The sequence below is a fragment of the Rossellomorea sp. FS2 genome, assembly GCF_047915635.1.
GTDB lineage: Bacteria > Bacillota > Bacilli > Bacillales > Bacillaceae_B > Rossellomorea > Rossellomorea marisflavi_A.
Genome location: NZ_JBLRVS010000009.1, coordinates 1 through 26259 on the forward strand (window position 1 = coordinate 1; position 26259 = coordinate 26259).

Sequence of the window (26259 nt, forward strand, 5' to 3'; positions counted from 1 at the left end):
TAAAATAAATCTAGAATTAACGTTGACGTGTTTGTCTTGTTTTGTTCAGTTTTCAAGGTTCAAATGTTCATTGCTTCGTTTGAAGCGACCCTTATAATGTTACAGGATTTTCGTTTCGATGTCAATAACTTTTTTCAAAAAGTTTTTTCATCTTGTTGTTTCAACGTTGCTCGTTTGCGGCAACAGATAATACTATACCACCATGTCAAAGGGTGTGCAATAGTTTTTTTCGATTTTATTTCGACTTTGTAAAAAAAACATTTCAACCCTTACCGATGATCTTACCGCTCCTAAAAAGATTGTTTCTATATATATGATTAATCATCGATCTCAGGCATAGAAAAAGGCCGCGGATATCCGCAGCCTTTTCAGGTAAATCAGTCGCGATGACGCATTTGGGGGAAGAGCAGGACGTCGCGGATCGAAGGGGAGTTTGTCAGAAGCATGACAAGCCTGTCGATCCCGATACCCAGTCCTCCTGTAGGAGGCATTCCGTACTCTAGTGCTTCAATGAAATCATCATCCATCATATGGGCCTCATCGTTCCCTTCTTCCCGTTCTTTCAACTGAGCTTCAAAACGCTCACGCTGATCGATAGGGTCGTTGAGCTCGGTGAAGGCATTTGCATGTTCACGACCGACGATGAACAGCTCGAAACGATCCGTGAACCTTGGGTCTTCGTCGTTCTTCTTCGCAAGCGGGGAGATGGCAACCGGATGACCATAGATGAAGGTAGGCTGAATAAGCTTCTCTTCTACCAGCTGTTCGAAGAACTCATTCACGACGTGGCCATACGTCATATTGTCTTTGATTTCAATGCCGTGTTCTTTGGCAAGTGCACGAGCCTCTTCGTCGCTCATTTCCTTCCAGAAGTCTACACCTGAATGTTCCTTGACGGCATCGACCATGTGAAGACGGGTCCATTGCGGTTCGAGGTTCACTTCGTAGTCACCGTAAGGGACGGTGGTGGAACCGAATACCTCTTTTGCGATATGGGCAACCAGGTTTTCAGTCAGTGCCATGATATCACGGTAATCCGCATAAGCTTCATACAGTTCGATCATGGTGAACTCTGGATTGTGGCGGGTTGATACGCCTTCGTTACGGAATACGCGTCCGATTTCGTATACCTTCTCAAGACCACCGACAATGAGGCGCTTCAGATGAAGCTCGATGGCGATCCTCATGAATAACGGCATGTCCAAGGCATTATGGTGCGTTTTGAACGGACGGGCAGACGCTCCACCTGCAATGCTGTGCATCATCGGTGTTTCCACTTCAAGATAGCCGTTTGTATCAAGATAGCGTCTCATGGACTGGATGATGCGGCTTCTTGCGATGAAGGTTTCTTTGCTCTCCTGGCTCGTGATGAGGTCAAGATAGCGTTGGCGGTAACGCTGTTCAACATCTTTGAGTCCGTGGAACTTCTCTGGCAGCGGGCGAAGGGCTTTTGATAGATGGCGGAATTCCTTCGCTTTGACGGAAAGTTCCCCAACCTTCGTTTTGAAGACCGTACCGGTCACCCCGATGATGTCTCCAAGGTCTGCTGAATTGAAAAGTTCATAAGCCTCTTCACCGATGGCGTCTTTACGGACATAGATCTGCACTTGGCCCTCGAGGTCCTGAAGATGCGCGAATCCTGCCTTACCTTTTCCACGCTTCGTCATGATCCGTCCTGCGATGGTTACCGTGATGTCTTTCTCTTCAAGCTCTTCTTTTGAAAACTCGTCAAATTGAGATTTGATTTCGCGAGAGCTATGAGAACGGTCGAAACGTTTACCGAATGGATCCAATCCTTTTTCACGGATGGCTTCCATTTTGTCGCGTCTGACCTGAAGCTGGTCATTTATTTCTTCGCTCATTTGTTTCACTCCTATTCTATCTACTTTCACTGACTGTCTAAATTATATACCCTACTATTTTACACAATATCTCGGTTTGTAACACCCCTAAAGTATCCGCTTCTAAAAACATCCAAAAAAGGCCGATCGGGCAGGCGGGTTCAACCGCTCACCTTCTCAAGCCTTTTTCATATGCTTGTCCCAAGCGTTCGCTAATGCGGGCACTATTCACTCTTCATCTTCAGAGGGGGAGAGCTCCTCCACCGGGACACTCAACGCCTCGGAGACGCTTGTGAGAAAATCATCGCTCGGAGCACGACTCCCCCGCTCGATCTCTCCCAGGACCGAGACAGACACTCCGAGTTCTTTTGCCAGGCCGTCCTGTGTAAATCCTTTTAATTTCCTGAATGCACGAATGCGTCTTCCCCATTTATCTGTTTCCATAGCCGAACTCCTTCTTTGTCAGGTATTTCGTCCAGAAGATTCTCCAACGGGGCACCGAATGAGGGATGTTCCAGGCCGGGAGCGATCTCCAACAGCGGTATGAGGACAAAAGCTCTTTCTTGCATCCTCGGGTGGGGGATGAGAAGATCCGTGGTTTCGATCGTCTCTTGTTCATACAGCAGCACGTCAAGATCGATGATCCTTGGACCCCATTTGAACTCCCTTTCCCGACCAAGATCAATTTCCACCTGCAAGCATTGATGCAACAGCGTTTCTGGACGCAAACTGGTTTGAACTGCAATGACCATGTTCAAAAATTCGCCTTGATCCGTATATCCGACAGGCTCTGTTTCATAAATGGAAGAGAGCCTTTTGACTTCTATCTTACCATGACTGCCGAGGATTTGAATGGCTTTTTCCAAATATGCCTCCCGGTTCCCGATATTGGATCCAAGAGAAATGTAAGCGGTATACATATTATCGGCCCCTGGTGATTTCGACCGCTACGGATTTATAATGACCGGGAATCGGGGGATCCGGCTTGATAACGGTAATCTTGCACTCGGCAACGCTCGGGAAGGACTCAAGCAGGCTGCCGGCAATCCTCTCTGCCACTGCCTCAACAAGGTTCAAGGCTTCACCCTCCACAACCGATTTGGTGACCGTGTAGATTTCAGCATAGTTCACCGAGTCTTCCAGGTTATCGCTCTTCCCGGATGTGCTGAGATCCAGGTGAAGTTCGGCACTCACCCTGAAACGCTGGCCCAGCTTGTTCTCTTCTTCAAACACCCCGTGATATCCGTAGAATTCCATTTCGTTCACATAGATTTTATCCATTCCACTTCCCCTTTCCGACTAATGCGTCCATCATTTTCGCCATCCTCGCCATTTCCTTCACATCATGGATCCGAACGATGTGGCAGCCTTTCTGGATACCGTAACATACCGTTGCACCCGTCCCTTCCATCCGTTGGTCGACAGGAAGATCCAGGACATGACCGATCAGCCGCTTCTTCGATGTACCGAGAAGGACAGGGTAACCCAGCGACACAAGAATATCAAGATTCCTCATCATCATCATATTGTCATCCATCGTTTTCGCAAAGCCAATGCCGGGATCGAGGATGATCTGATCATCCTTCACCCCCGCCTGTTTCACGAGAAAAATGCTTTGCTGGATGTCCTGGATGCTGTCACGGACAAAGTCTTCATATTCTTCCGTCTCCCGGTTGTGCATCAGGATGATGGGGACACCCGCATCGGCAGCAACCCTCGCCATATCCGGATCCTTCTTTGCGCCCCATACATCATTGATGATAGATGCACCTGCTTCAATGGCCCTTCTGGCCGTCTCAGCTTTGAATGTATCAATCGAGATCGGTACGTCGACTCGGGAAGCGATCGCTTCAATGACGGGGACAACGCGGGCGATTTCTTCCTCGGCCGATACAGGTTCATAGCCCGGCCGGGTGGACTCGCCTCCGATATCGATGATATCCGCGCCCATTTCCACCATTTCCTTGGCACGCTCCACTGCGGCTTCTATATGATTGTATTTCCCTCCGTCCGAAAAGGAATCGGGGGTCACATTAAGGATTCCCATGATCAACGTCTTTGCGCTGAAATCGAGTTCGTACTTTCCACATTTGATTACTTGCTTCATTCCGCTGTTGCCTCCTAGCTCAATTCACTGATTCTTGTAAGGGTGGAGGTGCAGGCTGCATATTCCCGTTGCAGCTGCACAGTCCACCTTCCCTCCGCTCCGGGATACATGGTCTCTCCCATTTGATGGACCGGTACCACTTCCTGAACCGAGTTGGTGAAAAAGATTTCATCGGCTTCTAGAAGAGCTTCCTTTTTATAGTACCCTTCTCTTACCCTAATGCCTTCTTTTTCTGCCAGGGCCATAACGAAGCGGCGGGTGATCCCATTTAACAACCCCGTTCCGACAGCCGGAGTATATAGGACATCGTCTTTCATCCAGAAGAGGTTGGAAGTCACTCCTTCGCAGATCCAGCCTTCCTCCGTTAAGAAGATGCCCTCTTTGCCCGGGGAAGGGCCCACTTCCCTTTTACCGGCCAGGTTGTTGAGGTAGTGATGGGATTTAAGCCGCTCACCGGTTTCAGGTGTATTGCGAGCCAATGACAGGAAGACTCCTTCTTTGGAAGCCGGTCCTTTGTCAGGAAGGGGCTTCTGGAACAGAATGATCGTAGGATCCTCATAAGGCGATGAAGGAAGACCGATCTCCCCCGGACCACCGGAGATATTCAAACGACAATAGGCGTCCTCCCATCCATTTTGCTCAAGTAGGTCCTTCACGATCCCGACGACCTTGCTTTCAGGCAGGGAGCAGTGGATCTTCATATCCTGGAGGGATCTTGAGAGCCTGTCCAGATGGTCCCCGACGAGGAAGGGATGTCCCTCGTAGGTGCGGAACGTTTCAAACAGGCCCATACCATATAGAAACCCGTGATCGAATGGTGATATGCGGGCTTCATCCCTGTGTACGATCTGACCGTTCAAGTAGATATACATCCTATACCGTCACCCCTGTGCTTTTATAGGTTGCAAGGAAGTTTCCCAGGAGCTGCTTTCCGCCTTCGGTCATAATGGACTCGGGGTGGAACTGCACGCCTTCGATGGGAAGTTGCTTGTGACGGATCCCCATGATTTCCCCTTCTTCCGTTTCACCCGTGATCTCCAGACAGTCAGGAAGCGTCTCCCTCTTTACAATCAAGGAATGATACCTGGTGGCGGCAAACGGAGCGGGAAGATCCTTGAAAATCGTCTTTCTGTCATGGTGAACAAGGGAGACCTTGCCGTGCATCAGTCGCTCGGCCCGGACCACTTCTCCACCGAATACCTGCGCGATGGATTGGTGGCCGAGGCAGACACCAAAGATGGGGATTCGTCCCTTGAAGGTCCGGATCGCCTCAAGACTGATCCCTGCATCATTTGGGGTGCAGGGCCCGGGAGAAATCATCAGATAGTCCGGATTCAACTCCTCGATCCCGGCAATCGTAATGTCGTCATTCCTTCGCACGATGAGCTCTTCACCAAGCTCCCCTAGGAATTGAACCAGATTATACGTAAATGAATCATAGTTATCGATCATAAGGATCATGCCTTCACTCCCCTTCCTTCCGCGCGGTCCTTCGCCACCCACATGGCCTTTGCCTTCTTGAGGGATTCTTTGTACTCGTGGGCAGGATTGGAGTCGATGACGACACCCGCTCCAGCCTGGATGTGGCCGACTCCGTCCTTCACCAACATCGTGCGGATGACAATATTCAGTTCCATATCACCGTTCACGCCGATCCACCCGACCGATCCCGTATAGATCCCCCTTCTCACAGGCTCCAGCTCCTCGATGATTTCCATCGTCCTTACCTTCGGGGCACCGGTGATGGTCCCACCAGGGAACACCGAGCGGATCAAGTCCGCCCCCGTCTTCGTGGGGTGGATCCTTCCTCTCACATTGGAGACGATGTGCATCACGTGGGAGTATTTTTCAATGACCATGAATTCATTCACTTCTACGGTTCCATACTCACAGACCCTTCCGAGGTCGTTCCGCTCAAGGTCGACGAGCATCACATGCTCGGCGCGCTCCTTCTCATTATGGATGAGCTCGGAAGCTAGGCGTGCGTCTTCTTCATCGTCTGCCCCTCTTGAGCGCGTCCCGGCAATCGGCCGGGTGCTGACTTCAAGACCCTGCTTTTTGACGAGCAGCTCAGGAGAACCCGATACCACCTGCATATCCGGGGAATGGAGGTAGCTCATATAAGGGGAAGGATTCAATAGGCGGAGCTCTTTATAGACCAGGAACGGGTCTACTTTCAATTCCTGTGATTGCCGAACGGATAGGTTCACCTGGAAAACGTCGCCTTGTGCGATGTACGCCTGGATCTTCCTGACCGCATCTGAAAAAGCTTCTTCGTCCATGGATACCTGAATCTCTCCCGGTTCATACACATCTTCACCTGAAGCGATCCCCCCTGCAGGCTCGCGCCATTCAGCCAGCCGTTCTTTCAGCCTGCTCTCAGCGCCCTCATCCCCCAAGGAAGAGAGCATCATGATCCATAGGCAGTCGGTTTCATGATCAAAGACCACCCACTCGTTGAAATAATAAAAGTAGAGATCAGGCAGGGACTGATCATCATGGGCAACGTTCGGGATGCGTTCGATCTGCCTCGCATAGTCATAGGTGATTAACCCGATCACACCCCCCTGAAAGTCGGGCAGTTCTTCATGTCTCGGGGCTTTCCTTTGGGCCAGCCACCCTTCCAACTGCACGAGGGGATCACCCTCCAGCACTTCGACAGACCCTTCCCTATCGACTTCAAGACCGTCGGGAACTCCGGTAAGAATGGCTTCCGGCCTGATGCCAGCAATGCTATACCTTCCTCCGCGCCCGCTCTCCAGGAGGACATGATGTGATTCATGACGGCTGATCCGTTCATATGATGTGAAAAATTGTTCTTTGGATGATGGATGCTTCAGAAAGTATACGTGCTGCAATGGCCACACTCCCTCATGTTTTTCTTCTTTCATGATACATGAAGAAGCACAAGGTTTCATCGATTAAAGTATGAAAAATACAGGCAAAAAAACGACCGTGAAGCAAAGACTGCTCCACGGTCGCATGTTATATCACTCTTCGTCGAACTGATAGAGAGGCGTGCTCAAATAGCGCTCTCCGTTACTCGGGATGATGGCAAGGACTTTCTTCCCTTTCCCAAGCTTCTTCGCCACTTCATTCGCCGCATAGATCGCCGCACCGGATGAGATTCCGCCAAGGATCCCTTCTTCACTGGCAGCTCTCCTTGCATAGTCGAACGCTTCTTCCTTCCCGACCTGGATGACCTCATCATAAAGGGAGGTATTCAGGATATCCGGCACGAAACCGGCACCGATCCCCTGGATTTTATGAGGACCCGGCTTACCACCGGACAAGACAGGGGAATCCGACGGCTCGACAGCATACAGTTTGATATCAGGATACTTCTCTTTCAGGACTTCACCGACACCGGTGATGGTCCCGCCTGTACCGATCCCTGCGATGAAGGCGTCGAGCTGATCACCCATCTGCTCCACGATCTCAGGCCCCGTCGTTTCACGGTGCACCTTCGGATTGGCCGTATTCTTAAACTGCTGAGGCATGAAGTAACCCTTCTCCTTCGAAAGCTCTTCGGCTTTGCGGATGGCTCCGCCCATCCCTTCTGCCCCAGGCGTCAAGACAAGCTCGGCACCGTAGGCACGCAGGAGGTTGCGACGCTCCATACTCATCGTATCAGGCATGACAAGAAGGGCACGGTACCCTTTCGCCGCAGCCACCATGGCAAGGCCGATTCCCGTGTTTCCGCTCGTCGGTTCCACAATTGTATCCCCGGCTTTCAAAGTTCCTGCTTCTTCCCCGGCTTCGATCATCGCAAGGGCAATCCTATCTTTTACCGAGCTTCCAGGATTCATATATTCAAGCTTCAAATATACATCGGCACTTCCATCTTCCACAATTCGATTCAGTTTCACAATCGGCGTCTGCCCGATCAATTCCGAAATTGAATTAGCTACTCTGACCATGATTCCTCACTCCTAATTCCAAGCATTTTTGTTGGTTTTAATTAAAAGTAACAATTTTCAATTTATTTGTCAACACATATGACTCCAGACCCTACACAAACTTAACATATGCCTTTCGGATCATTACTATGATTTGCATCAGGCAAAAGCATTTTTTCCGAGGAATTAAAATAGAGCCACCGATACTCAATCGGTGACCCAAACATTCTTATTTCGTACGCTCTTCCCCATAATACCAATCCACATCGAGCTCATCCCAGAAAGACTCCGCACGCATGGGGGACTCAACCTGTTCAAGGGCGATCTTCCGCCTGATTTGCTCCTTCACCTGTTTGAAGGAATAGTGGTTCTTCTTGATTGTATCCTCCACAAAATAAATGAGATATCCATCATCAGCCGGAACAGGTTTGCTCCACTCCCCCTTGGATAGGGTCTTGACCTCTGCTTTTGCTTCCTCGGTCAGGATGTCCCCGTCTTCAGGGATGTATCCAAGATCTCCCCCGAGGGGGGCGGTCTTTTGGTCAGTGGATTTTTCCATGGCAAGTGCTTCAAAGCTTGAGCCATCTTTTAATTCTTCGAGAACCTGGTCCGCTTCGGACTGATCCGGTACTTGGATCTGCTTCAATTTCAGCATTTTAGGTATGGAATAGACGCGTTCATTCTGTTCATAATACTTCTTCAGTTCCTTATCGGAAATCTCCACGTCTTTTGTGAGGAGTTTTTCCAAGAGGAGATCCGCTTTGATCTGGGACTTGATGTCTTTCTCATCCTGCAGGGTGCCTTCGTCGAACACATTATAAGCGGACTGGATCATGGCGAATTCCCGGTCGATTTCCTTCTGTGAGACGGAGATATCGTATTTCAGGGCCAATCGATCCATTACTTTCCGGTTGATGAGCACCTTCAGTTCCTCTTTACCATACTTGTCTTCAAGAGAATGGAGCCACTCCTCCCGGGTGATATCCTTCCCGTCGATGCTTGCCACGCTCTCTGTGTTCTTTCCTTCCCCTTTACCGGAGAAGATGAGCGTCAGGATATTTGTAACCAATAAAAGTCCGATCACCGTCAATAGGACGGAACGTTTAATTCTCATCATCCATTCTCCCCGGCCTGAGATCGTATTATTTTGCTTGCAGCTGAAGCTCTTTCAGTTCTTTTTCAGAGAAGATATAGGTTTCGTTGCAGAAGTGGCATTTGGCTTCGGCCATGCCGTCTTCTTGGATCATATCTTTGATTTCCTCTTCACCGAGGCTGATGATCGCATCACCGAACCGCTCCTTCGAACATTGACATTGGAAGTTGACAGGCATGGTTTCAAGGACCTTCACATTGTCCTCACCAAGGACCTCATCCAATATCTGCTCAGGTGAAAGACCGCGTTGGATGAGCTTTGAAATCGGCTCGATCTTCCCTAGGCGTTCCTCAATCTTCGTGATCGTCTCATCTTCTGCTCCAGGAAGAAGCTGAAGGATGAAGCCGCCTGATGCCAGGATCGTATTGTCAGGGTTCACAAGTACACCGACTCCGACAGAAGAAGGAACCTGTTCACTGGTCACAAAATAATAGGTAAAGTCTTCTCCAAGTTCGCCTGATACGATCGGCACCTGTCCGGAGAAGTTATCCCTCATGCCGATATCTTTGACAACAGAGAGGGTACCCTCTGTCCCAACGGCACGTCGCACATCCAATTTACCATGTTCATTCAGGTCAAAATGGACGTGGGGGTTGGTGACATATCCCCTTACTTCACCCTTTGCATTGCTATCGACGATGATGGCGCCAATCGGTCCGCCACCTTCCACTTTTATCGTAAGTTTGTTCTCACCTTTGAGCATGGCCCCCATCATGAGACCTGCACTCATGGAACGTCCAAGGGCTGCAGATGCAGTCGGCCATGTATTATGGCGGCGCTGCGCTTCCCCTACGGTTTCTGTACTTTTGACGGCATATGCCCTTACTTGGCCATCATAGGCCAATGCTTTTACTAAATAGTCGCTCATATAAAAGCTCCTTCCTTATCCGTTGATGTTGCGTTTATAAATCAGCTTCAAGCCTTTCAGCGTCAGGAATGGATCGACCACATCGATGATCGTCGATTCTTTCGAGATCAGTGTCGCCAACCCGCCGGTGGCGATGACCGTCGGCTCCTGGGTACTTTGTTCTTTCATACGGCGTACGATGCCTTCCACTTGTCCGACATATCCGTATAAAATACCGGCTTGCATGGCAGTGACAGTATTCTTTCCAATAATATTCTCCGGACGTGCGATTTCAATCCGGGGTAATTTCGCCGCCTTTGAATAGAGTGCTTCCGTCGAGATCCCGATCCCAGGGGCAATGGCTCCGCCCATATACTGCTTGTCTTCGTTTACATAGCAATAGGTGGTCGCTGTACCAAAGTCAACGATGATCAGTGGTCCTCCATATTCGTGAATCCCGGCTACGGCATTGACGATACGGTCGGCCCCTACTTCCTTGGGATTATCATATTTGATGTTCAAGCCCGTCTTGATTCCAGGTCCTACAACAAGCGGCGTGATGTGGAAGTACTTTACGCACATCCTTTCAAGACTGAACATGATCGGAGGAACAACGGAAGATATAATAATACCATCAATATCATCAAAGGATAGCTTCGCATGCTCAAACAAATTCTTTACAAGCATACCAAATTCATCCTCGGTCTTATGGCGATTCGTCTCGGCTCTCCAGTGATACTTCAATTCATCATTTTCATATACACCGAACACAATGTTCGTATTTCCAACATCCATTACAAAAATCACAATTTTCACCTACTCGGTCATTGTTTTCACACTGCCAACATCATACCATAATCCGTTTGGGGAGGCGACTGGGTAGAATCGGTTGGGGAATATCCAACAAGCACTGAAAGGCCATCGCGTATGGGATGGGGCGGGAGTTATTTCGTTTGCGAGGCATTGATTTTTTGAAAAACAAGGAAGGATCGACTTCCTGGCTTTCCTCCTAGTGGATGCGCAAGCAGATTGGACGCCCCTCTCTTCCGGGTCGTCCCGCTTGCCATGGACCTTCACACTTTACTGGTGATCCTAAAAAAGATCACAAAAAAATCCGAACGCACCCGATTCCTGGAAGGATATCGAATGGCTGTTCGGATTTTCATTTGGTTGGAAACCCAACCGTTATTATGCGCGGTCGGTATCGTCTCCGTTTGAGGAGTCTCCACTAGCCGGTTCATCATTTTTCTTCTGGATGTTGACCTTCACGTCGCTTGTTTCGACGTCGGATTCATATACACGCTCTGGAAGTTTACCGTGATCCATTAGGTTCGTAATCTGAGCGGCATCAAGAGTCTCGACTTCAAGTAACGTCTTAGCAATGAGTTCCAGTTTGTCGCGATTCTCAGTAAGGATCTTTTTAGCACGCGCATAGCTTTCATTGATGAAGCGCTGCATTTCAAGATCGATATCATGAGCAATGGCGTCTGAATAGTTTTGCTCGCTGTTGATGTCACGTCCAAGGAATACCTGACCGCCTTGCTGCTGACCGAATTGTAGAGGTCCGAGTTTTTCACTCATTCCATATTCCGTCACCATTTTGCGGGCGATGCCTGTGGCACGCTGGAAGTCATTATGGGCACCGGTCGAAACTTCTCCGAAGATGATTTCTTCCGCTACGCGTCCACCAAGAAGTCCTGTGATTTTATCAAGGAGTTCCGGCTTCGTCATGAAGTAACGATCTTCTTTAGGTAGCATGACCGCATATCCTCCGGCCTGGCCACGAGGTACGATGGTCACTTTGTGAACCATATCGGCTTCATCGAGGACGCAACCGATGACGGTATGGCCTGCTTCGTGGAAAGCAACGATCTTTCGTTCCTTCTCTGAGATGACACGGCTCTTCTTGGCAGGACCTGCAATGACACGGTCCGTCGCTTCGTCGATGTCACGCATGTCGATCTTCTTCTTATTTTCACGGGCAGCCACAAGGGCAGCTTCGTTCAGAAGGTTTTCAAGATCAGCACCAGAGAAACCAGGTGTCCTTTGAGCGATAGCTTTCATATCCACTGAATCATCAAGCGGCTTGTTCTTCGCATGGACGTTCAGCACCGCCTCACGACCATTTACATCCGGGCGATCGACTGTGATTTGACGGTCGAAACGTCCTGGACGAAGCAATGCAGGGTCAAGGATGTCAGGTCGGTTCGTCGCAGCAACGATGATGATTCCTTCGTTGGCACCGAATCCGTCCATTTCAACAAGAAGCTGGTTCAACGTCTGCTCACGTTCATCGTGACCTCCGCCAAGTCCGGCCCCACGTTGACGACCGACTGCATCGATCTCATCGATGAAGATGATACATGGAGCATTTTTCTTCGCATTTTCGAACAGGTCACGTACACGGGATGCACCGACCCCTACGAACATTTCCACGAAGTCCGAACCACTGATGGAGAAGAACGGAACGCCTGCTTCACCGGCTACTGCGCGGGCAAGCAATGTTTTACCGGTACCCGGAGGTCCTACAAGAAGGACACCCTTTGGTATGCGTGCACCGATTTCAGAGAATTTGCGTGGATCCTTGAGGAATTCAACGACTTCCACAAGTTCCTGCTTCTCTTCGTCTGCTCCGGCAACATCCTTGAAGCGGACTTTCTTCTTCTCTTCGCTGTATAGCTTGGCTTTGCTCTTACCGAAGTTCATGACACGGCTTCCACCGCCCTGAGCCTGGTTGAGCAAGAAGAAGAAGAGAATGAAGATGATGACGAATGGGATGATCGTCGTAAAGACGGAAATCCACCCGTTGGTTTCTTTTGCTTCGAGGATTTCAACATCTACCTTCTTGAGGGCATTTTCCCCATTTGTACCAGTGGCAGCATCATTGATGCGATCCATCAGCTTGCCATCGGTAGACAGGATATGCGTGACGAAGTACTCATCTTTCTTGGAATCCCTCATCTGCCCCTTCAGTTCATAGACGCCCCTTGAAGGCTGGACGGAGAATGATTTGACTTGATTGTCTTCCAACTTATTAATAAACGTACTGTAATCGATCGTTTTGGTTGGTTCGTTGTTGTTGTTGAAAAAACTCACCACACCTATGATCAGTAGAAATACCAGTAAATAGAATATGGTGTTAGAAAAGATCCGTTTCATCCCTTACCTCCTCCCACGGTAAACAAACTACGTAAAATAGTATCATAGTAAATCATGGCATTACAACAAATTGCACTTGCGAAGACTCTTCTTAAGATGGACGTTATTCCCCTGTTGTATACACCGCTGGTTTCAGTACTCCGATGTAAGGGAGGTTACGGTATCTTTCCGCATAATCAAGGCCATAACCGACAACGAACTCATCCGGTACGATGAAGCCTACATAATCTGCCTTGATGTCTGCTTTGCGTCCCGTTGGCTTATCGAGCAGAGTGACGATGCTGATTGATTTTGCCTTACGGTAGCGGAACAGTTCGACAAGATAGCTCAGCGTCAAGCCGCTGTCGATGATATCTTCGATAATCAGGATGTCGCGCCCTTCCACTTTCGTATCGAGGTCTTTGACGATCTTTACCTCTCCTGAAGAGACAGTGGAACTGCCGTAGCTGGACACATCCATGAAGTCCATTTCCATATGGGCATCGATGCGCTTGCACAGATCCGCCATGAATGGCATCGCGCCTTTCAGTACGCCGATTGCAAGTGGAAACTTATCTTGATAGGCATCCGTCAGTTCAGCACCCAGCGCTTTGATCTTTTCTTGAAGTTCTTCTTCTGAAATAAGTACCTTTTCAATATCCTGATTTAACAATGTTCAACTGCCTCCTAGAAGATGATTGCTCTTGACTTGTAACACTAAACTATCCTCGCGTCCCTCTCCCGTATCGTAAACGGACTTCCTTAATCCGGGAACCCAAAGGATCCTGCCTTCAGAATCAGTGACGACCGGCCACCGATCCCTAAGATGCAAAGGGATTTTTTCATCGATGAAAAGGGTCTTGAGCTTCTTCGTGCCCTCCATCCCTTTCACCTTCATGCGATCCCCTGATTCCCTCGTGCGTACAATCAGCGGAAGGGTGACTTGATCCCTTTTCACATGGATCGTTTCATCCCCGTCATCCTGCACATATCCCGGCGAGGGCATGAGCGAAATCCGGATTCCGGTCGGAAGGTCGATCGATGAATGGATTTCCAGTTCAAAATAGTATGGACCTCCGGAAAGGTTCCCGAAGTGAAAATAACATGTCTGATAAGCCTTTGTAACCTTAAGCCCCGAGGGTAAATCCAATTGGGCATTGGGATTCTCCCCCTTTAACAGACATAATACATCGTAAATATGTATAGACGATAAAGAAGCGGGTTTAAGTTTATAAAGATAGTTTAATATTAGATTAATCGCTCTTCTTTGTAAAGGCTGAGCCATCTGGAGAAAGCGTTTGATATCAAGAGTGGAAAAATCCTCCTCCACCTTCCATACCTTATTCAACTTTACCCTGGTCAATTCCTCCAAAAACTCTTCGTCTTCCAATGATTCTTCACTGAATTGTTGGAAATTCCGATGGACATTCGGATTCTCTTCCTTCAAGAAGGGCAGCACCCTGGAGCGGAATCGATTCCTTGTATATGTATCCTTGCGATTGCTTGGATCGATCCTCGGGGATAGCCGCTCCCGTTCGCAGTAATCCAGGATATCGGCCTTGGTCACCGAAAGGAACGGCCGGATGATCTCCCCCGTTGAGAAAGGGCGCCTGAACGGGATGCCGGCACGGCCCTTGCCGCCTGCTCCCCTCGTCCACTTCATCAGGATCGTTTCAATCTGATCGTCCCCGTGATGCCCAAGTGCAAGTTTGTTGCCTCCGTATTTGGTCATCACCTGCTCAAGATACGCATAGCGTGCCTTTCTGGCCATCTCCTGCAGGCTGCCTTTTTCCGTTTTCATCATAGCCGGTATATTGATGCGCTCCCCAAAAAAGGGGATGTCCCGATCCTTGCAGAACCCTTCGACGAACAACAGATCATCATATGATTCCCGCCCCCTGAACATGTGATCCACATGGGCCGCGGCGACTTCCACGTCCAGTTCTTCCCGAAGTGCATGAAGAAAATGGAGAAGGGCCAGGGAATCAGGGCCACCCGAAACGGCAACGAGGAGCCGGTCTCCTTTTTCGATTAATCGATGCATGTGAATAAATTCCCGGGATGTCTGTTCCAGCATACCAATCCTCTTTCCATCCTTTTTCCTTATTGTATCAGTATCCCTTTTGAAACTCACGGGAGACGCTACAACAGTTCCCCGTAGATGTAGAGGAAATAGATCAACCCCACAATGAGGATGATAAGGACGGTCTCCAAGGATCTGCTTGCCCTTGATTGTTTAGCCGGCTTCTTCGGAGAAACTTGGGGTGTCTTCCGGGCTGCCGCAGGCTTGTGTGCCCGTTTCTTAGCCGGACCGTGATTGGCTGAGCGGGAAATGCCCCTTAGAAGGTCCTCTCTCATTTCCTGAGCGGAGGAAAAAGTCCCCTCCAATGCACCGAAGATCGTCCCCCGATACTTCCTCAGGCTGTCCTTTCCTTCAACTGCTAGCTTAAGCTGCTGCAGCTGGCCGTTCTCACGCTTGGGAAATCGGTTCGGATAGGCAAGGTTGATCAGGATCATCCCGACAGCGAATAGATCATAGCTGGGTTCCGCCCTGCGGGACCCCCCTATCCAGTAGCCCCTGTCGAAGAACTCCGTGAATTCCTTGATGGCGCGTCCCTGAATGGTCGTGCCCCCCACATCGATACACCTGATCCGATGGGGTGCGCCGGTGACAATCAGATTCTCGGGTTTCAGATCCCCAAATACCCATCCTGCCTGATGGATCCGCTCCAGGTCGGCAAGGAGCTGGGCTACGAGGACACCCGTCCAGGAGAACCCCTTTCCCTGTACGAAGGAGAGAAGCGTAGGACCCTGGATGTATTCCATCGTATAAAAAGGGATCTTCTTACCCCTGTATTCCCAGTCATCCACATCCATGAGCCCTGGGCCGAGAGGGGTACCCTGAAGTTTGGAAAAGGCTTTGAGTACGTTCACTTCGGATGTAATGGTCACATTATTATCGCTCATTTTGAGGGCCTGGTAGCCATGCCCGTCCCTGACCAGATACACGATTCCATTGGCCCCGTATCCGAGCTCTCTCATAATGGTATAAGAAGCCCCATGCCATTTCCCCGTTATGGTCGTACCGGGTGGAAGATTAAATGGTTTCTTCGAAGTATTGTTCATCATCGCCACGAGAGAGCAGTCCCCTTAGTGAACGTTTTTTCTTGAAATGGGTGATTGCCTCTGAAATCGCCGGCCCCGTCGGTGTGATGCCTCCTGGGGAAAGTTTCGAGAATATACTTGATAAGGTTTCTAGACGCGGGGTCCAATCCAGTAATTTTTCGACATCTTGTCGTTTCCCGGGAAATACGAAAACGGAAAATTTGTTATCTCCCATTCTGGCATTCAAGCTGAGGGACAGGTCCAAAAGCGCTTCCTTCACAGTGGGAAGCTTGTGCTTCATGCTTGCAGACGTATCGACAAGGATCAACACTTCCATATCCACCGATTCACCCAGTTCATCCACTACTTCCATCACTTCACCGCGTTGTTCCGGGGGGAGCTCCTCCATGGAGGCCGATTTCCCGAGTATCGACTTCAGCTCTTTATTGATGACGCCCTGGAGCGTCTGGGTCATCGCCTTCCGCGTGACCATCTGGACGGTTTGGGAAAGCTGCTGGGCATAAACGACCTGACTGACCCCTCCTCCTGATAGAGCGATCCCCTCGATCTCCACCATTCCGTTTTGATCGATGACGTCATTGTCCATGACGCCGATGACATTGACGGAGATTCCCTGTTCCTTTGCTAACGCGGCCATGGCAATGGGGTCTTCCCCCTGATTGGAGCATCCATCCGTGATCAATAGAATCTGACGAAGTGTACCTGCTTTCATAAGAGTCTCCTCCTCCTTCATAGTTGCTATCATCTTCGCCTGATGGGGAGGAATTTATACTCTAGTGAACTACTTTCTTCTCTCTTTGTGGCGGTCACGTGAACCTTTCTTCAGGAAATCTGCTTTTTCTGCCTGCTCTTCTGGATCGGGATCGATGACCATTTCGGGATATTATGATTGATCTTGGAGACGACGATCGTCATATCGTCATCGATCATGCCCGAGCTCGAGCGGATCACTTCTTCCATGAGGATATCAGCCACTTCCTGAGGCTCATCGGTCTGCAGCTCTTTGATCTTCCGTTTCATCCATACATCGTAGTTCTCCACGTGCTTCGGTCCTTCGAATGCCCCGTCACTCATCATGATCAAAAGGTCCCCTGCCTTCAGTTGCTCGGAGACGACATCCACGTCGAAATCCTGCTGCAGCATCCCCATGGGAAGGTTGCTCGCTTCAATCTTCATGATTTGGTCATTCCTTTTGATGAAGCTCGGTGTCGATCCGATCTTCAGGAAACGGGATGAAGCATTCTGTAGGTCGATCATGGCAAGATCCAGTGTCGAAAAGATCTCGTCATTCGTCCGCAGGGACAGGATCGAGTTGATCGACTTGATGGCGACCTGCTCTTCGATTCCGGATTCAAGGATCTTTTTAAGGAGCCTGAGCGTCTCGTTGCTCTCATAGTGGGCCCGTTCCCCGTTCCCCATCCCATCACTGATGGCGACGGCATACTTGCCCCTTCCGAGCTCGATCATGGAGTAGCTGTCTCCTGAAACCAGACCTCCCCCTTTGGCTGCATGGGACACACCTGTGTCCACTACGAATTTCTTCGCTGATTGGAAGGTGACATGGCACTGCCCATTGGGGAATTGGGAACAGTCCTCTTTTTGTACGACGATGTTTTCGCCAAGGATATCCGACAGCATCGGAGCAATCAATTTTTCTCCTTCACCGTGCCCGCCGGAGTACGGGATCACCATATCGATATCAACGTTCCCCTGTTCAAGGTTATAAATTTCAATATGATCGATTTCAATTCCGAACTCGCCGATGCTCGCCAGGATCTGCTCTTCCTGCAGATAATGGTTCTCCCTCTCGCGTTGGATCTCCTTCGCAAAGTTGCCCATGACTTCCGAGACCCCGAGCAACTGATCGGCCACAAGCTTCCTGCTTTCCTGCACCTGCTTCTTCAGCTTCAGATTCGCCTGATAGAACGTCAGCTCCTGATAGATGGTCTCTTTCAGCTTTTTCTCCCTTGTACAGTGCTTCTCCACCTCTCTTGACAATCGGGAAGACAGCGGTACCCTGCCCTGGTCGTATTCAGTCATGACCTCTTTCATCATATTGTAGGTTTTATCGAAATTCCGCGCCCAGCACTGGTCCTTCTTGAAGCAGGTTTGGCACGTCTTCTCCGTGACGTTGCTGAGGAAATAGTCAAACTCTTTATCCTCGACTTCTTCCATTTTCATCTTCTCCTCCACCTGCTGGAAGCTGTTCGAAAGTGCCTGGAAGACAGAAGAGAACTGCGTGACGCGGCTTGCCGTCACGTCCCGCACCTTGCGCATATAGCCTTGCTGCTCCTGATGGTACTCGGCCGTGCCCGGGATATGCTTGGCGATCCGCTTGACCAGGCTCTGGGGCGTGAGGAATAAAAGCACGATCGCCACCCCTGACTCATAAAGGGTGGTCGTCAGTACCATACTGTTATCCCCGTACATCCCCATAAGGAGGGTGGCAATGAGCAACCCGATGGCAGCTCCGAACTTCTTCCCTTCCTTCATCAAGCCCCCGAGAAGGCCCGCAAAAGCAAGAAGGCTCATTTGTTGAAAGCTCGCCACACTGGCAAGACTGAACACAAGCCCTGTGACGACGCCAACCGTCGAGCCGACCGTCGCTCCTGCGACAAAGGAGAACAGGAGGACAAGATACCTTGAGAGGATATGCTCAACAGACAGCCCCTGAAAGGCCCAACCGATGGTTCCGGTCATGATGGAAGCAAGAAGGATGATCAGGCTGACGACTTCCTCCGTCTTCAGGGACCTCCTTCTCCTTTGGACGGTGACGAACGGAACGCTTTGGATGAAGATATAGGTAAGGAGGAAAGCAAGGAACGCCTCGATGAGTGCCATCACTCCATTATAGAGGGTGAGAACCTGCCCCTGCTGGACGTAATCAAAGCCGAGCTTGACGAAAGCAACGGAAAAGAGGACGTAAAAGGATACGATCTTCATATCATTCTGGTGGAATTTTTGCGTCAGCCGGAACGCAAGGAGGAATATAATTGCCGTTGCGAACGTATAACTGATACTGGAGAAGGATAAGGTGACAGCTCCGGCCAGCAGACCCATGAGCGCAATGGGCGATTTTTCCCTTCGGACAAGATAGACAGCTGCAAAGAACGGCAGGGCAAAGGGTGTAAGATGAGAGAGAATCAATGCCCTTCCCAGTAAAAAGCCAATCACAAACAGAGCCAGTCCCTTTTCAATGAAGAGCCACTCCAGCTTCGAATAAATCGATTTGATCCCCTTGGACATCTCGACCCTCGTTTGTTCGATGTCTACGTTCTGAACAGGTTCGATGATTGTTTGATCAGCTTTCCCCATGTAACAAACACTCCCCATAACTTTTTTTACTAGTATAAATGGGACATGCTCAGAACTTTGTCAGAATGAGGGAATGTATACCCAAAAAGTTTCGACGTGTTTCCGGACGAAGTGGTAAAATATTCAGAAAATAAATCGGTGATTCTTCCCTTTTCGCCCCCGAACCCAACTCCTATCAGGCTTAACGGTGTTTTGACAAATTATTTATGAAATAGTATTGACTTTGCATTTCTTTGTGGGTATTATAGTTTTTGTGCCTTGAAGGCCATAATATGGCGGTGTAGCTCAGCTGGCTAGAGCGTACGGTTCATACCCGTGAGGTCGGGGGTTCGATCCCCTCCGCCGCTACCATATCTTTTAGGCCCGTTGGTCAAGCGGTTAAGACACCGCCCTTTCACGGCGGTAACACGGGTTCGAATCCCGTACGGGTCATCATACAGAAGGACCACTTCACATGAAGTGGTCCTTTTTTGTATGATTGCGGGTGGAGAACAATAAAAAAACAGATACATTCATTGAATGCATCTGCATTAGGACCTGCTATATGGATTAATAGACAGCAAGTTACCCTCTTTTTGCTCCCCTTCCACCACGGCGAGACTCTGTATTTTTTTTCAAGGAAGATAAGCGGTCTTCACTGTCTTTCAAGAAGCGCGCCATCTTTTGTTCGAAGTTTTCCTTCGTACGGGTGTCAGCCGGTTTGTTATTGCGTGGGCGTTGAGGACGTTGCGGGCGCTGTGGGCGTTGTGGTTGGTCTTTAGCTTTACGGATGGACAAGCCGATCTTTCCATCTTTCTCAACGTTGATAACCTTAACTGTGACTTCGTCTCCAACTTTAAGGTGCTCGTTGATGTCTTTGACATAATTGTCGGCTACTTCACTGATGTGAACCAGCCCCGTCGTACCTTCTGCTAATTCCACGAACGCTCCGAAATTTGTAATTCCTGTTACCTTACCCTGTAACTTGCTGCCTACTTCAATTGACATAAAAGAAATGCTCCTCCTTAGAATGTTAGATAAACCTACTCTATATTATAGCCAATTAAAAAAAAGAGTGTCAATAAGACACCTCTCCTTTAGTTTTCTTTATCCTTACCTGATTCTGGAATATTAAAGATAATCTCTCCATTATCCGATAAGAAATAATCACGCCTGGCCAGTTTGGCGATATAATCATCATCATTCAATTTAACGATTTCTTCCTCTAATGCCGTTTGTTTTTCTTTCAATGCCTCGAGGTTTTTCTCGAGCTGCACCTTTTCTGCTTTCTTGTCTTCAAGCACCTGAGCCCTGGAAATGAGCGTCGAGACCATAAATCCTGTGATGGCGATTGCTAGGACAAAGAACACGGAAAGACGGCGGACTAAACGTTTTTTTCTTTTAGAGGATGCTTTATGCTTGTTTTCCTGCTGGCGGACATATTCATTCTCCATCGGAGTGACGTTTCTTCCCATTTCCAAACCTCCCTTTCCCCGATGCGGTCATTTTTTATTTTTTTTAATGGTCCATTTCCGGATCCATGTATATACTTTTTTGCCATTAGACTTCATAATTCCTGCCATTTTATTATATAACTTATCGACTCTTTTTGTAAGATGGTTCGGCAATAGTTTCCATATTGTTCGAAAAATCCACCAGATCGGAGCCAATGCGACCTTCAGTATTCCATATACGATCCGCCATGCTGTCCTGATGACAAATCGGATGATGGCATATACCGTTTTCAGTAGCCAGAGGATAACTGCAAGAAGCATGAACATGATCCATTTCACCGGTGAATAGATGAGCTTTTGACCCATCTTCACCAAGAAGCGGTAAAAGGAAATCGTGAAGCGGATGAGCCTCTCCAGCAGGTTCGTATACAAGGTCTTGAAAAGCGCCTGATACGCCGCGAATCCACAGAGCAGGGCCACGAATATGTACACCCTGATCTCGCCGAAGTTTACGACAAATAAAATGTAAAACATGGCGAGGGCCTGCAGGACCCAGAACAGGACATCATTGATGAAGACGAACCAGCGCTTCCGCTGGCTCCTGTTGAGAAATCGATGGTACGTGTCCAAGGACGCCCCGAATAATGCCCCCATGCCGATCATGGAGAGCATCGTATAGAATTGGGTGGTGAGTGTCATCGAAACAGCTTGCTAAAGAAACCTTTAGCTTTCTCCCCGCTTTGTTCATCAAGATAGACGAGGTCGAACACCTTCCCTTTGATCGAGACGATTCCCTTATCCACATCAAGATTCTTCATCTGGAGGTTTTGCCCACGGACGGATAAAAAGCCCATGACCGTCTCCAGAAGGAACTCTTCATTATCAAAGCTCTCCACCTGCTTGACTCCCGTGATATCGAGGAGTTTGCGTCCCCTCATCATGACATCATGTTCCTGAAAGACTGCCTTTTCTTTATTGCCATCATGATATTGATTCATCTTCATCCCTCACATCCCATAGTACAAGCTTTGTACCATGTTATGGTGTGGATGATGGAATTAGAACCAAAACAGGGGTCACTCTTCCTCCTGGTTGACCCTTTCCTCTGAAAGGACCGTATACAGGCCGCTTGCTTCTTCCTTTTTCGTCGTCTCTAAAAGCCTTTCAATCTTTACCCTCATGACCTTTTGCCCAAACCTCACACTGAGCTCATCCCCGACTTTTACATTGGAGCTTGCTTTGGCCTGGGTTCCATTGATGGAGATCCTTCCCTGGTCGGCCACTTCCTTGGCAAGGGTCCTCCGTTTGATCAGACGTGATACCTTCAAAAACTTATCCAGCCTCATGGTGGTTGCCATTCTCATTCTCTCCTTTGACGGCTTAACAGCCATTAATGTGATTGATTCTTCGCTTCATCCCAAAATGCATCCAGCTCTTCAAGGGAATGCTCTTCGAATGATTTCCCTGATTCTTTTACCCGTTCTTCCACGTGGGAGAATCGGTGATAGAACTTTGAATTGGTCATGGACAAGGCCTCTTCAGGGTGAATGCGGTAAAATCTTGACACATTCACGAGGGCGAACAGGACGTCACCGAACTCCTGCTTCCGGTCCTGTTCACTTCCATTCTCGGCTTCCTGTTCGAATTCCTTCAGTTCTTCCCATACTTTTTCCCAGGCACCCTTGACGTTGTCCCAATCAAAGCCGACACCTGCCGCCTTTTTCTGATATTCGTAGGCCTTCATTAGGGCAGGTGCCCCTTTGGCGACACCTTTTAGAAGCGGCGGCTGGCTCTCTACGCCTTTTTCCTGCTTCTTGATTTCTGCCCAGTTCGCTTTGACTTCTTCCGAATTCCCGACCTCGACATCACCGAAAACGTGAGGATGCCTCCGCACCATTTTGGATGACAGTCCTTCCATTACTTCCTCCATATTGAACATTCCTTCATCTTCCCCGATCTGGGCATGGAGGAGGACCTGGAGCAGGACGTCACCCAATTCTTCAACCATATGATCGATGTCATCCTCATCAATCGCTTCCAAGAGCTCGTATGTTTCTTCGATCAAGTATTTCTTCAGGGACTGATGGGTCTGCTCACGGTCCCACGGACATCCGTCCGGTCCCCTCAAAGTCGAAATGATTTCCCTCAGGGCGCTGTACTGCTTGTATCGCTGAGATCGATCTTTTACCGCAGGTACATACAGGCTGGTGAGATTGCTTAGCTGTGCAGCACGATCGAGCTCCACAAGGGGAAGTCGCTCCACCTTCTCTTCTGAGCTTCCGGCCGCCGTTACAAGCATGACTTCGTAATCATATGGATAAAGCTCCATGAGCGTCAGTTTGACTTCCGAGGCGATGAAGCCGTCGTACACCTGCCCGATGATGAGCTGCTGCGTCATCTGGATATCGTGGACGCTGAGGCTCGTCCCGTCAAGCAGCTGGAAGCCATCGATGGGATCGGCACCCACGGAAGCAAACAGGGCATCGAGGAAGCTTTGCCCCCCTCCGATCACGACCTCTGCTTCGCCATTCTCCCGGAGGTCCAGGAGAAGCTGTACGGTCTTCTCTGCCACGAGGGGATGTCCCGGAACCGCATAGAGGACAGGATACTCCATGGAAGCGTCCACAAGCTCCTGTACAATCTCTTCGTATACCGCTTCAAAGCGCTCGTGCTTTTCGTATACGGCATCGAAGGATGTATAGGTCATCCCTTCCGATTCCAATTCCTTCACGACAGGATGTTCCTTTGTACGGAGGAAAAGATGCTGTTCTTTTTTCAACTGTTTATATACACCCATGGGGATCTGATCAAGATCCCCTGCACCGAGTCCGATGACTGTGATGGTATGGCTCATTTGCATTCACTACTTTCTATACCGGGGCTGAAGGCCTTTCTTCACCCGGTTCATTTTGCTGCCGAATGGCAAAAAGCTGATTTCTTCTTCCGATAGATGCTCCCCTCTTAAGAACAAGAGGAGAAACACCACCGCTCCCACTGCCACCCCCACAAGGGCGAAGAACGCCGAGGTCATCCGCTCATGTGCCCCGTTTGTCAGGAGCCACCTGTAGCCAAGCAACAAGCCCTGCAGGACAAGGGTCATTCCTGCACCGCTGATAAACAGGCTCTTATAAAATGACGGGGTGATCAAATTTATCCCGAATAATCGCTTCATCTTCACTACGAGGCCGATCGTAATCAGTCCCAAAGTAAGTACCGTGGACAGGGAGGCACCCATGACCCCGAACACCGGTATAAGGAGCATATTCAGGATGAACTTGATCGGGATGCCTCCAATGATGATGGCTGCGGGGTAATAAATCCTCCCGATCCCCTGCAGGATGCCAGAAAACGTCAGGATCAGACAGCTAAAGAAAATCGACAGGGAAAACACCGCCAGCACGCTGGATCCATCTGCATTCTCAAACAGCATCGTATTCGTGGGCACCATGATGTTCACGAGCCCGAGTGTTGCTGCAAAACCGATGAGGATGCTGATCTTCAACGCAAGCTGGCTGTAGTCCCTTACCAGCTCCTTCTTCCCTTTCAGGTAGGCCGTCGTGACCAGGGGAACGATCGTCAGTGAGATGGAAGTGGCCGCAACGGTCCCAAGCTGTATGAAGGGCTGTCCCCGGTCGTATACACCTTTAAGGGTCTTTGCGGCTCCCTCTTCTACCCCGTGTGCAGTCAACAAGGCATATACATTCAGGGAATCGACAAACTGAAGGAGGACGAGGAGCATGGCACTCACACAGATGGCCGTTCCATCCTTCATGAGGGCTGTCCAGACTCCCTTGAACCCTTTCGGGAAAAAGGATGCGCCCCCCAGCAATCCTTCTTTTTTTGCTGCGGTGAATAAAACCAGGACGATCACAGCTGCTAGTCCTCCCGTGATCGAGCCGAATAGAGCCCCCTGTCCGGCAGCGTAGAGAGAATTCCCCTTGGCAAGGAGGACCGTGGATGAAACAAGGATCGTCACGACACGGACGCTTTGCTCTGCCACCTGGCTCACCGCCGTAGGCACCATCTGCTCCTTCCCCTGATGGTACCCTCTAAGGACTGATAGAGGGGCAAGCAGCAAGAAGGATAAGGAAATGACACGGATCAATGGGGCGAGCTGCGGATCCCCCATCCAGGTCGAAATGATATCGGCCCCTGCATAGACGGCGACAAACCAGATCACTCCCACGAGAAGGAGGAAGATGAAGGATGTGGCCGCCACCTTCTTTGCCCCTTCCTGATCACCCCGGTCGACCTTCTCTGCCACCATTTTTGAGATGATCACAGGGAATCCATAAGTGGAGAGGGCGAGGGCGATGCCGTAAAAAGGATACACCTGCTGATAAATATAAAATCCAATATCTCCTACGATATTCTGAAAAGGGATCCGATAGACGGCACTCAATAACTTTGTCAAAAGTGCCGCCATGGTGAGGATCATCGCACCTTTCAGAAACCCTTTGGAGGAGTATGTATGACCCAATGAAATCTCTGCCTTTCCAAGGCTTCCTTCTATGAAGGGACCCTGCGTATTCCCATAAATCGAAGCATGGGATTCTTAAAAACAGTTTACCACAAATGAAAGTGGCGGGATGAGTTCCAATATCCACAAAAAAAAAGAAAGAGCGGCTAAGAGCCGCTCCCATGAAAATATTATTGCTCCATCTGTCTTGCCAAGAAGCCAGCTGCCGTTTCAACCGCTTTTTGTTCCACTTCACCAACTGTGCGATCTTTAGAGAAGATCGCCACTGCGCCGATGGGGTCGCCATTGGCAACGATCGGAGCGATGGTGTAGGAAGCAAGATCCTCACCATGGCCGTCAACAAGCTCGGCTTGTCCCTGCTGGGTGTGAAGGAGGGATGCGCGGTCCTCCATCACCTTCTCGATGAGTTCACCGACATTCTTATTGAGGTATTCCTTCTTGGATGCCCCTGAGATGGCGATGACGGCATCACGGTCGCAGATCAATACTGCACTTCCGAGACTGTCATACAATGCTTCACCATACTCTTTCGCAAAGTCTCCAAGCTCCGAGATCGGGGAGTATTTCTTCAGGATGACTTCGCCGTCGCGATCGACGAAGATCTCCAGGGGATCCCCTTCACGGATCCTCAGGGTCCTTCGGATTTCTTTTGGGATGACTACACGACCTAAATCATCAATACGACGAACAATACCAGTTGCCTTCATCTATAGCTGCCTCACTTTCATCAGATGATTTTATAGGGTAAAGCAATCGAAGCCGCTCTACCGTAATTGAGTTTAGTATCTTACAACTTAGAAGTTCTATACACAATCAGTTATTATTTCTGTCATTTCTCTTAAATGCTAATAGAGGTATCTTTTTCCATCAATGGCAGCTGCATTAATACTAATACCCTTATCATAGTAAAATCAAACTAC

At 49.4% G+C, this 26259-nt stretch carries 26 protein-coding genes and 2 tRNA genes; 2 read left to right on the forward strand and 26 right to left on the reverse strand.

The genetic code is table 11. From position 1 onward, the window contains the following. Window positions 1-377: 377 nt before the first annotated feature. The 18 genes from lysS to spoIIE form a co-directional block, all read right to left on the reverse strand. Window positions 378-1862, reverse strand: coding sequence for a lysine--tRNA ligase (gene lysS / locus ACNA6I_RS22680; RefSeq protein WP_048007746.1), 1485 nt, complete (start codon window positions 1860-1862; stop codon window positions 378-380). A gap of 207 nt (window positions 1863-2069) precedes the next feature. Further along, window positions 2070-2285, reverse strand: coding sequence for a helix-turn-helix domain-containing protein (locus ACNA6I_RS22685; protein ID WP_063190656.1), 216 nt, complete (start codon window positions 2283-2285; stop codon window positions 2070-2072). Next, window positions 2237-2761, reverse strand: a complete 525-nt coding sequence (gene folK, locus ACNA6I_RS22690) for a 2-amino-4-hydroxy-6-hydroxymethyldihydropteridine diphosphokinase (RefSeq protein WP_048007745.1) — start codon at window positions 2759-2761, stop codon at window positions 2237-2239. The genes ACNA6I_RS22685 and folK overlap by 49 nt, the downstream gene beginning before the upstream one ends. 1 nt (window position 2762) lies before the next feature. Beyond that, complete coding sequence (gene folB, locus ACNA6I_RS22695) at window positions 2763-3122, reverse strand: dihydroneopterin aldolase (protein ID WP_048007744.1); 360 nt, start codon at window positions 3120-3122, stop codon at window positions 2763-2765. Then, on the reverse strand, window positions 3115-3948 hold the full coding sequence (gene folP, locus ACNA6I_RS22700; protein WP_048007743.1) for a dihydropteroate synthase: 834 nt from the start codon (window positions 3946-3948) through the stop codon (window positions 3115-3117). The genes folB and folP overlap by 8 nt, the downstream gene beginning before the upstream one ends. Window positions 3949-3962: 14 nt before the next feature. Beyond that, window positions 3963-4820 carry an aminodeoxychorismate lyase gene (gene pabC, locus ACNA6I_RS22705; RefSeq protein WP_048014348.1) on the reverse strand — a complete coding sequence of 286 codons (858 nt, stop codon included), beginning with the start codon at window positions 4818-4820 and terminating at the stop codon, window positions 3963-3965. A gap of 1 nt (window position 4821) precedes the next feature. Continuing rightward, window positions 4822-5409 carry an aminodeoxychorismate/anthranilate synthase component II gene (pabA, locus tag ACNA6I_RS22710; RefSeq protein WP_416314212.1) on the reverse strand — a complete coding sequence of 196 codons (588 nt, stop codon included), beginning with the start codon at window positions 5407-5409 and terminating at the stop codon, window positions 4822-4824. After that, window positions 5406-6839, reverse strand: coding sequence for an aminodeoxychorismate synthase, component I (gene pabB / locus ACNA6I_RS22715; protein ID WP_416314213.1), 1434 nt, complete (start codon window positions 6837-6839; stop codon window positions 5406-5408). Before pabB ends, pabA begins: the two co-directional genes overlap by 4 nt. Before the next feature lie 99 nt (window positions 6840-6938). Then, complete coding sequence (gene cysK / locus ACNA6I_RS22720) at window positions 6939-7868, reverse strand: cysteine synthase A (protein ID WP_048007739.1); 930 nt, start codon at window positions 7866-7868, stop codon at window positions 6939-6941. Window positions 7869-8076: 208 nt separating this feature from the next. Then, on the reverse strand, window positions 8077-8964 hold the full coding sequence (locus ACNA6I_RS22725; protein ID WP_082139822.1) for a peptidyl-prolyl cis-trans isomerase: 888 nt from the start codon (window positions 8962-8964) through the stop codon (window positions 8077-8079). A gap of 25 nt (window positions 8965-8989) precedes the next feature. Further along, window positions 8990-9868 carry an Hsp33 family molecular chaperone HslO gene (gene hslO, locus ACNA6I_RS22730; RefSeq protein ID WP_048007737.1) on the reverse strand — a complete coding sequence of 293 codons (879 nt, stop codon included), beginning with the start codon at window positions 9866-9868 and terminating at the stop codon, window positions 8990-8992. A 15-nt stretch (window positions 9869-9883) separates the two neighbouring features. After that, window positions 9884-10654 (reverse strand): type III pantothenate kinase, encoded by a 771-nt coding sequence (locus tag ACNA6I_RS22735; RefSeq protein WP_197082337.1) that lies wholly within the window; start codon window positions 10652-10654, stop codon window positions 9884-9886. A gap of 381 nt (window positions 10655-11035) precedes the next feature. Then, complete coding sequence (ftsH, locus tag ACNA6I_RS22740) at window positions 11036-13006, reverse strand: ATP-dependent zinc metalloprotease FtsH (protein WP_416314214.1); 1971 nt, start codon at window positions 13004-13006, stop codon at window positions 11036-11038. Window positions 13007-13109: 103 nt separating this feature from the next. Continuing rightward, window positions 13110-13658: a hypoxanthine phosphoribosyltransferase gene (hpt, locus tag ACNA6I_RS22745; protein WP_048007735.1), complete on the reverse strand. Its 549-nt coding sequence runs from the start codon at window positions 13656-13658 to the stop codon at window positions 13110-13112. A 3-nt stretch (window positions 13659-13661) separates the two neighbouring features. After that, window positions 13662-15062: a tRNA lysidine(34) synthetase TilS gene (gene tilS / locus ACNA6I_RS22750; protein WP_148796195.1), complete on the reverse strand. Its 1401-nt coding sequence runs from the start codon at window positions 15060-15062 to the stop codon at window positions 13662-13664. A 65-nt stretch (window positions 15063-15127) separates the two neighbouring features. Next, a complete protein-coding gene (locus ACNA6I_RS22755; RefSeq protein WP_416314215.1) occupies window positions 15128-16114 on the reverse strand; it encodes a protein kinase domain-containing protein in 987 nt (328 codons plus the stop codon). Next, the gene (locus ACNA6I_RS22760; protein WP_079513602.1) at window positions 16083-16844 is read right to left on the reverse strand and encodes a VWA domain-containing protein; all 762 of its coding nucleotides are present in this window, start codon (window positions 16842-16844) and stop codon (window positions 16083-16085) included. The genes ACNA6I_RS22755 and ACNA6I_RS22760 overlap by 32 nt, the downstream gene beginning before the upstream one ends. An 89-nt stretch (window positions 16845-16933) precedes the next feature. Further along, on the reverse strand, window positions 16934-19426 hold the full coding sequence (spoIIE, locus tag ACNA6I_RS22765) for a stage II sporulation protein E (protein WP_048014345.1): 2493 nt from the start codon (window positions 19424-19426) through the stop codon (window positions 16934-16936). Window positions 19427-19700: 274 nt separating this feature from the next. Between spoIIE and ACNA6I_RS22770 the strand changes: the two genes are divergently transcribed. Both ACNA6I_RS22770 and ACNA6I_RS22775 read left to right on the forward strand, forming a co-directional pair. Next, a tRNA-Met gene (locus ACNA6I_RS22770) sits at window positions 19701-19777 on the forward strand. A gap of 9 nt (window positions 19778-19786) precedes the next feature. Beyond that, window positions 19787-19858 (forward strand) — tRNA-Glu (locus ACNA6I_RS22775). A gap of 132 nt (window positions 19859-19990) precedes the next feature. On the opposite strand, the gene ACNA6I_RS22780 is transcribed toward ACNA6I_RS22775, so the two are convergent. The 8 genes from ACNA6I_RS22780 to spoVT all read right to left on the reverse strand — a co-directional run bounded on the left by ACNA6I_RS22780 (window position 19991) and on the right by spoVT (window position 26046). Then, entirely contained in the window at window positions 19991-20413 is a 423-nt protein-coding gene (locus tag ACNA6I_RS22780) for a S1 domain-containing RNA-binding protein (RefSeq protein WP_048007731.1), read from the reverse strand. An 89-nt stretch (window positions 20414-20502) separates the two neighbouring features. Then, entirely contained in the window at window positions 20503-20880 is a 378-nt protein-coding gene (locus ACNA6I_RS22785; protein ID WP_048007730.1) for an FtsB family cell division protein, read from the reverse strand. A gap of 27 nt (window positions 20881-20907) precedes the next feature. Beyond that, a complete protein-coding gene (gene yabQ / locus ACNA6I_RS22790) occupies window positions 20908-21558 on the reverse strand; it encodes a spore cortex biosynthesis protein YabQ (protein WP_048007729.1) in 651 nt (216 codons plus the stop codon). After that, the gene (gene yabP / locus ACNA6I_RS22795; protein ID WP_048007754.1) at window positions 21555-21857 is read right to left on the reverse strand and encodes a sporulation protein YabP; all 303 of its coding nucleotides are present in this window, start codon (window positions 21855-21857) and stop codon (window positions 21555-21557) included. The genes yabQ and yabP overlap by 4 nt, the downstream gene beginning before the upstream one ends. A gap of 78 nt (window positions 21858-21935) precedes the next feature. Continuing rightward, window positions 21936-22205: an RNA-binding S4 domain-containing protein gene (locus ACNA6I_RS22800; RefSeq protein ID WP_048014352.1), complete on the reverse strand. Its 270-nt coding sequence runs from the start codon at window positions 22203-22205 to the stop codon at window positions 21936-21938. A gap of 44 nt (window positions 22206-22249) precedes the next feature. Continuing rightward, the gene (gene mazG, locus ACNA6I_RS22805; protein ID WP_063190663.1) at window positions 22250-23713 is read right to left on the reverse strand and encodes a nucleoside triphosphate pyrophosphohydrolase; all 1464 of its coding nucleotides are present in this window, start codon (window positions 23711-23713) and stop codon (window positions 22250-22252) included. 9 nt (window positions 23714-23722) lie between these two features. Then, on the reverse strand, window positions 23723-25297 hold the full coding sequence (locus ACNA6I_RS22810) for a putative polysaccharide biosynthesis protein (protein ID WP_375540512.1): 1575 nt from the start codon (window positions 25295-25297) through the stop codon (window positions 23723-23725). A gap of 212 nt (window positions 25298-25509) precedes the next feature. Further along, the gene (gene spoVT, locus ACNA6I_RS22815; RefSeq protein WP_048007728.1) at window positions 25510-26046 is read right to left on the reverse strand and encodes a stage V sporulation protein T; all 537 of its coding nucleotides are present in this window, start codon (window positions 26044-26046) and stop codon (window positions 25510-25512) included. Between the last annotated feature and the right edge of the window lie 213 nt (window positions 26047-26259).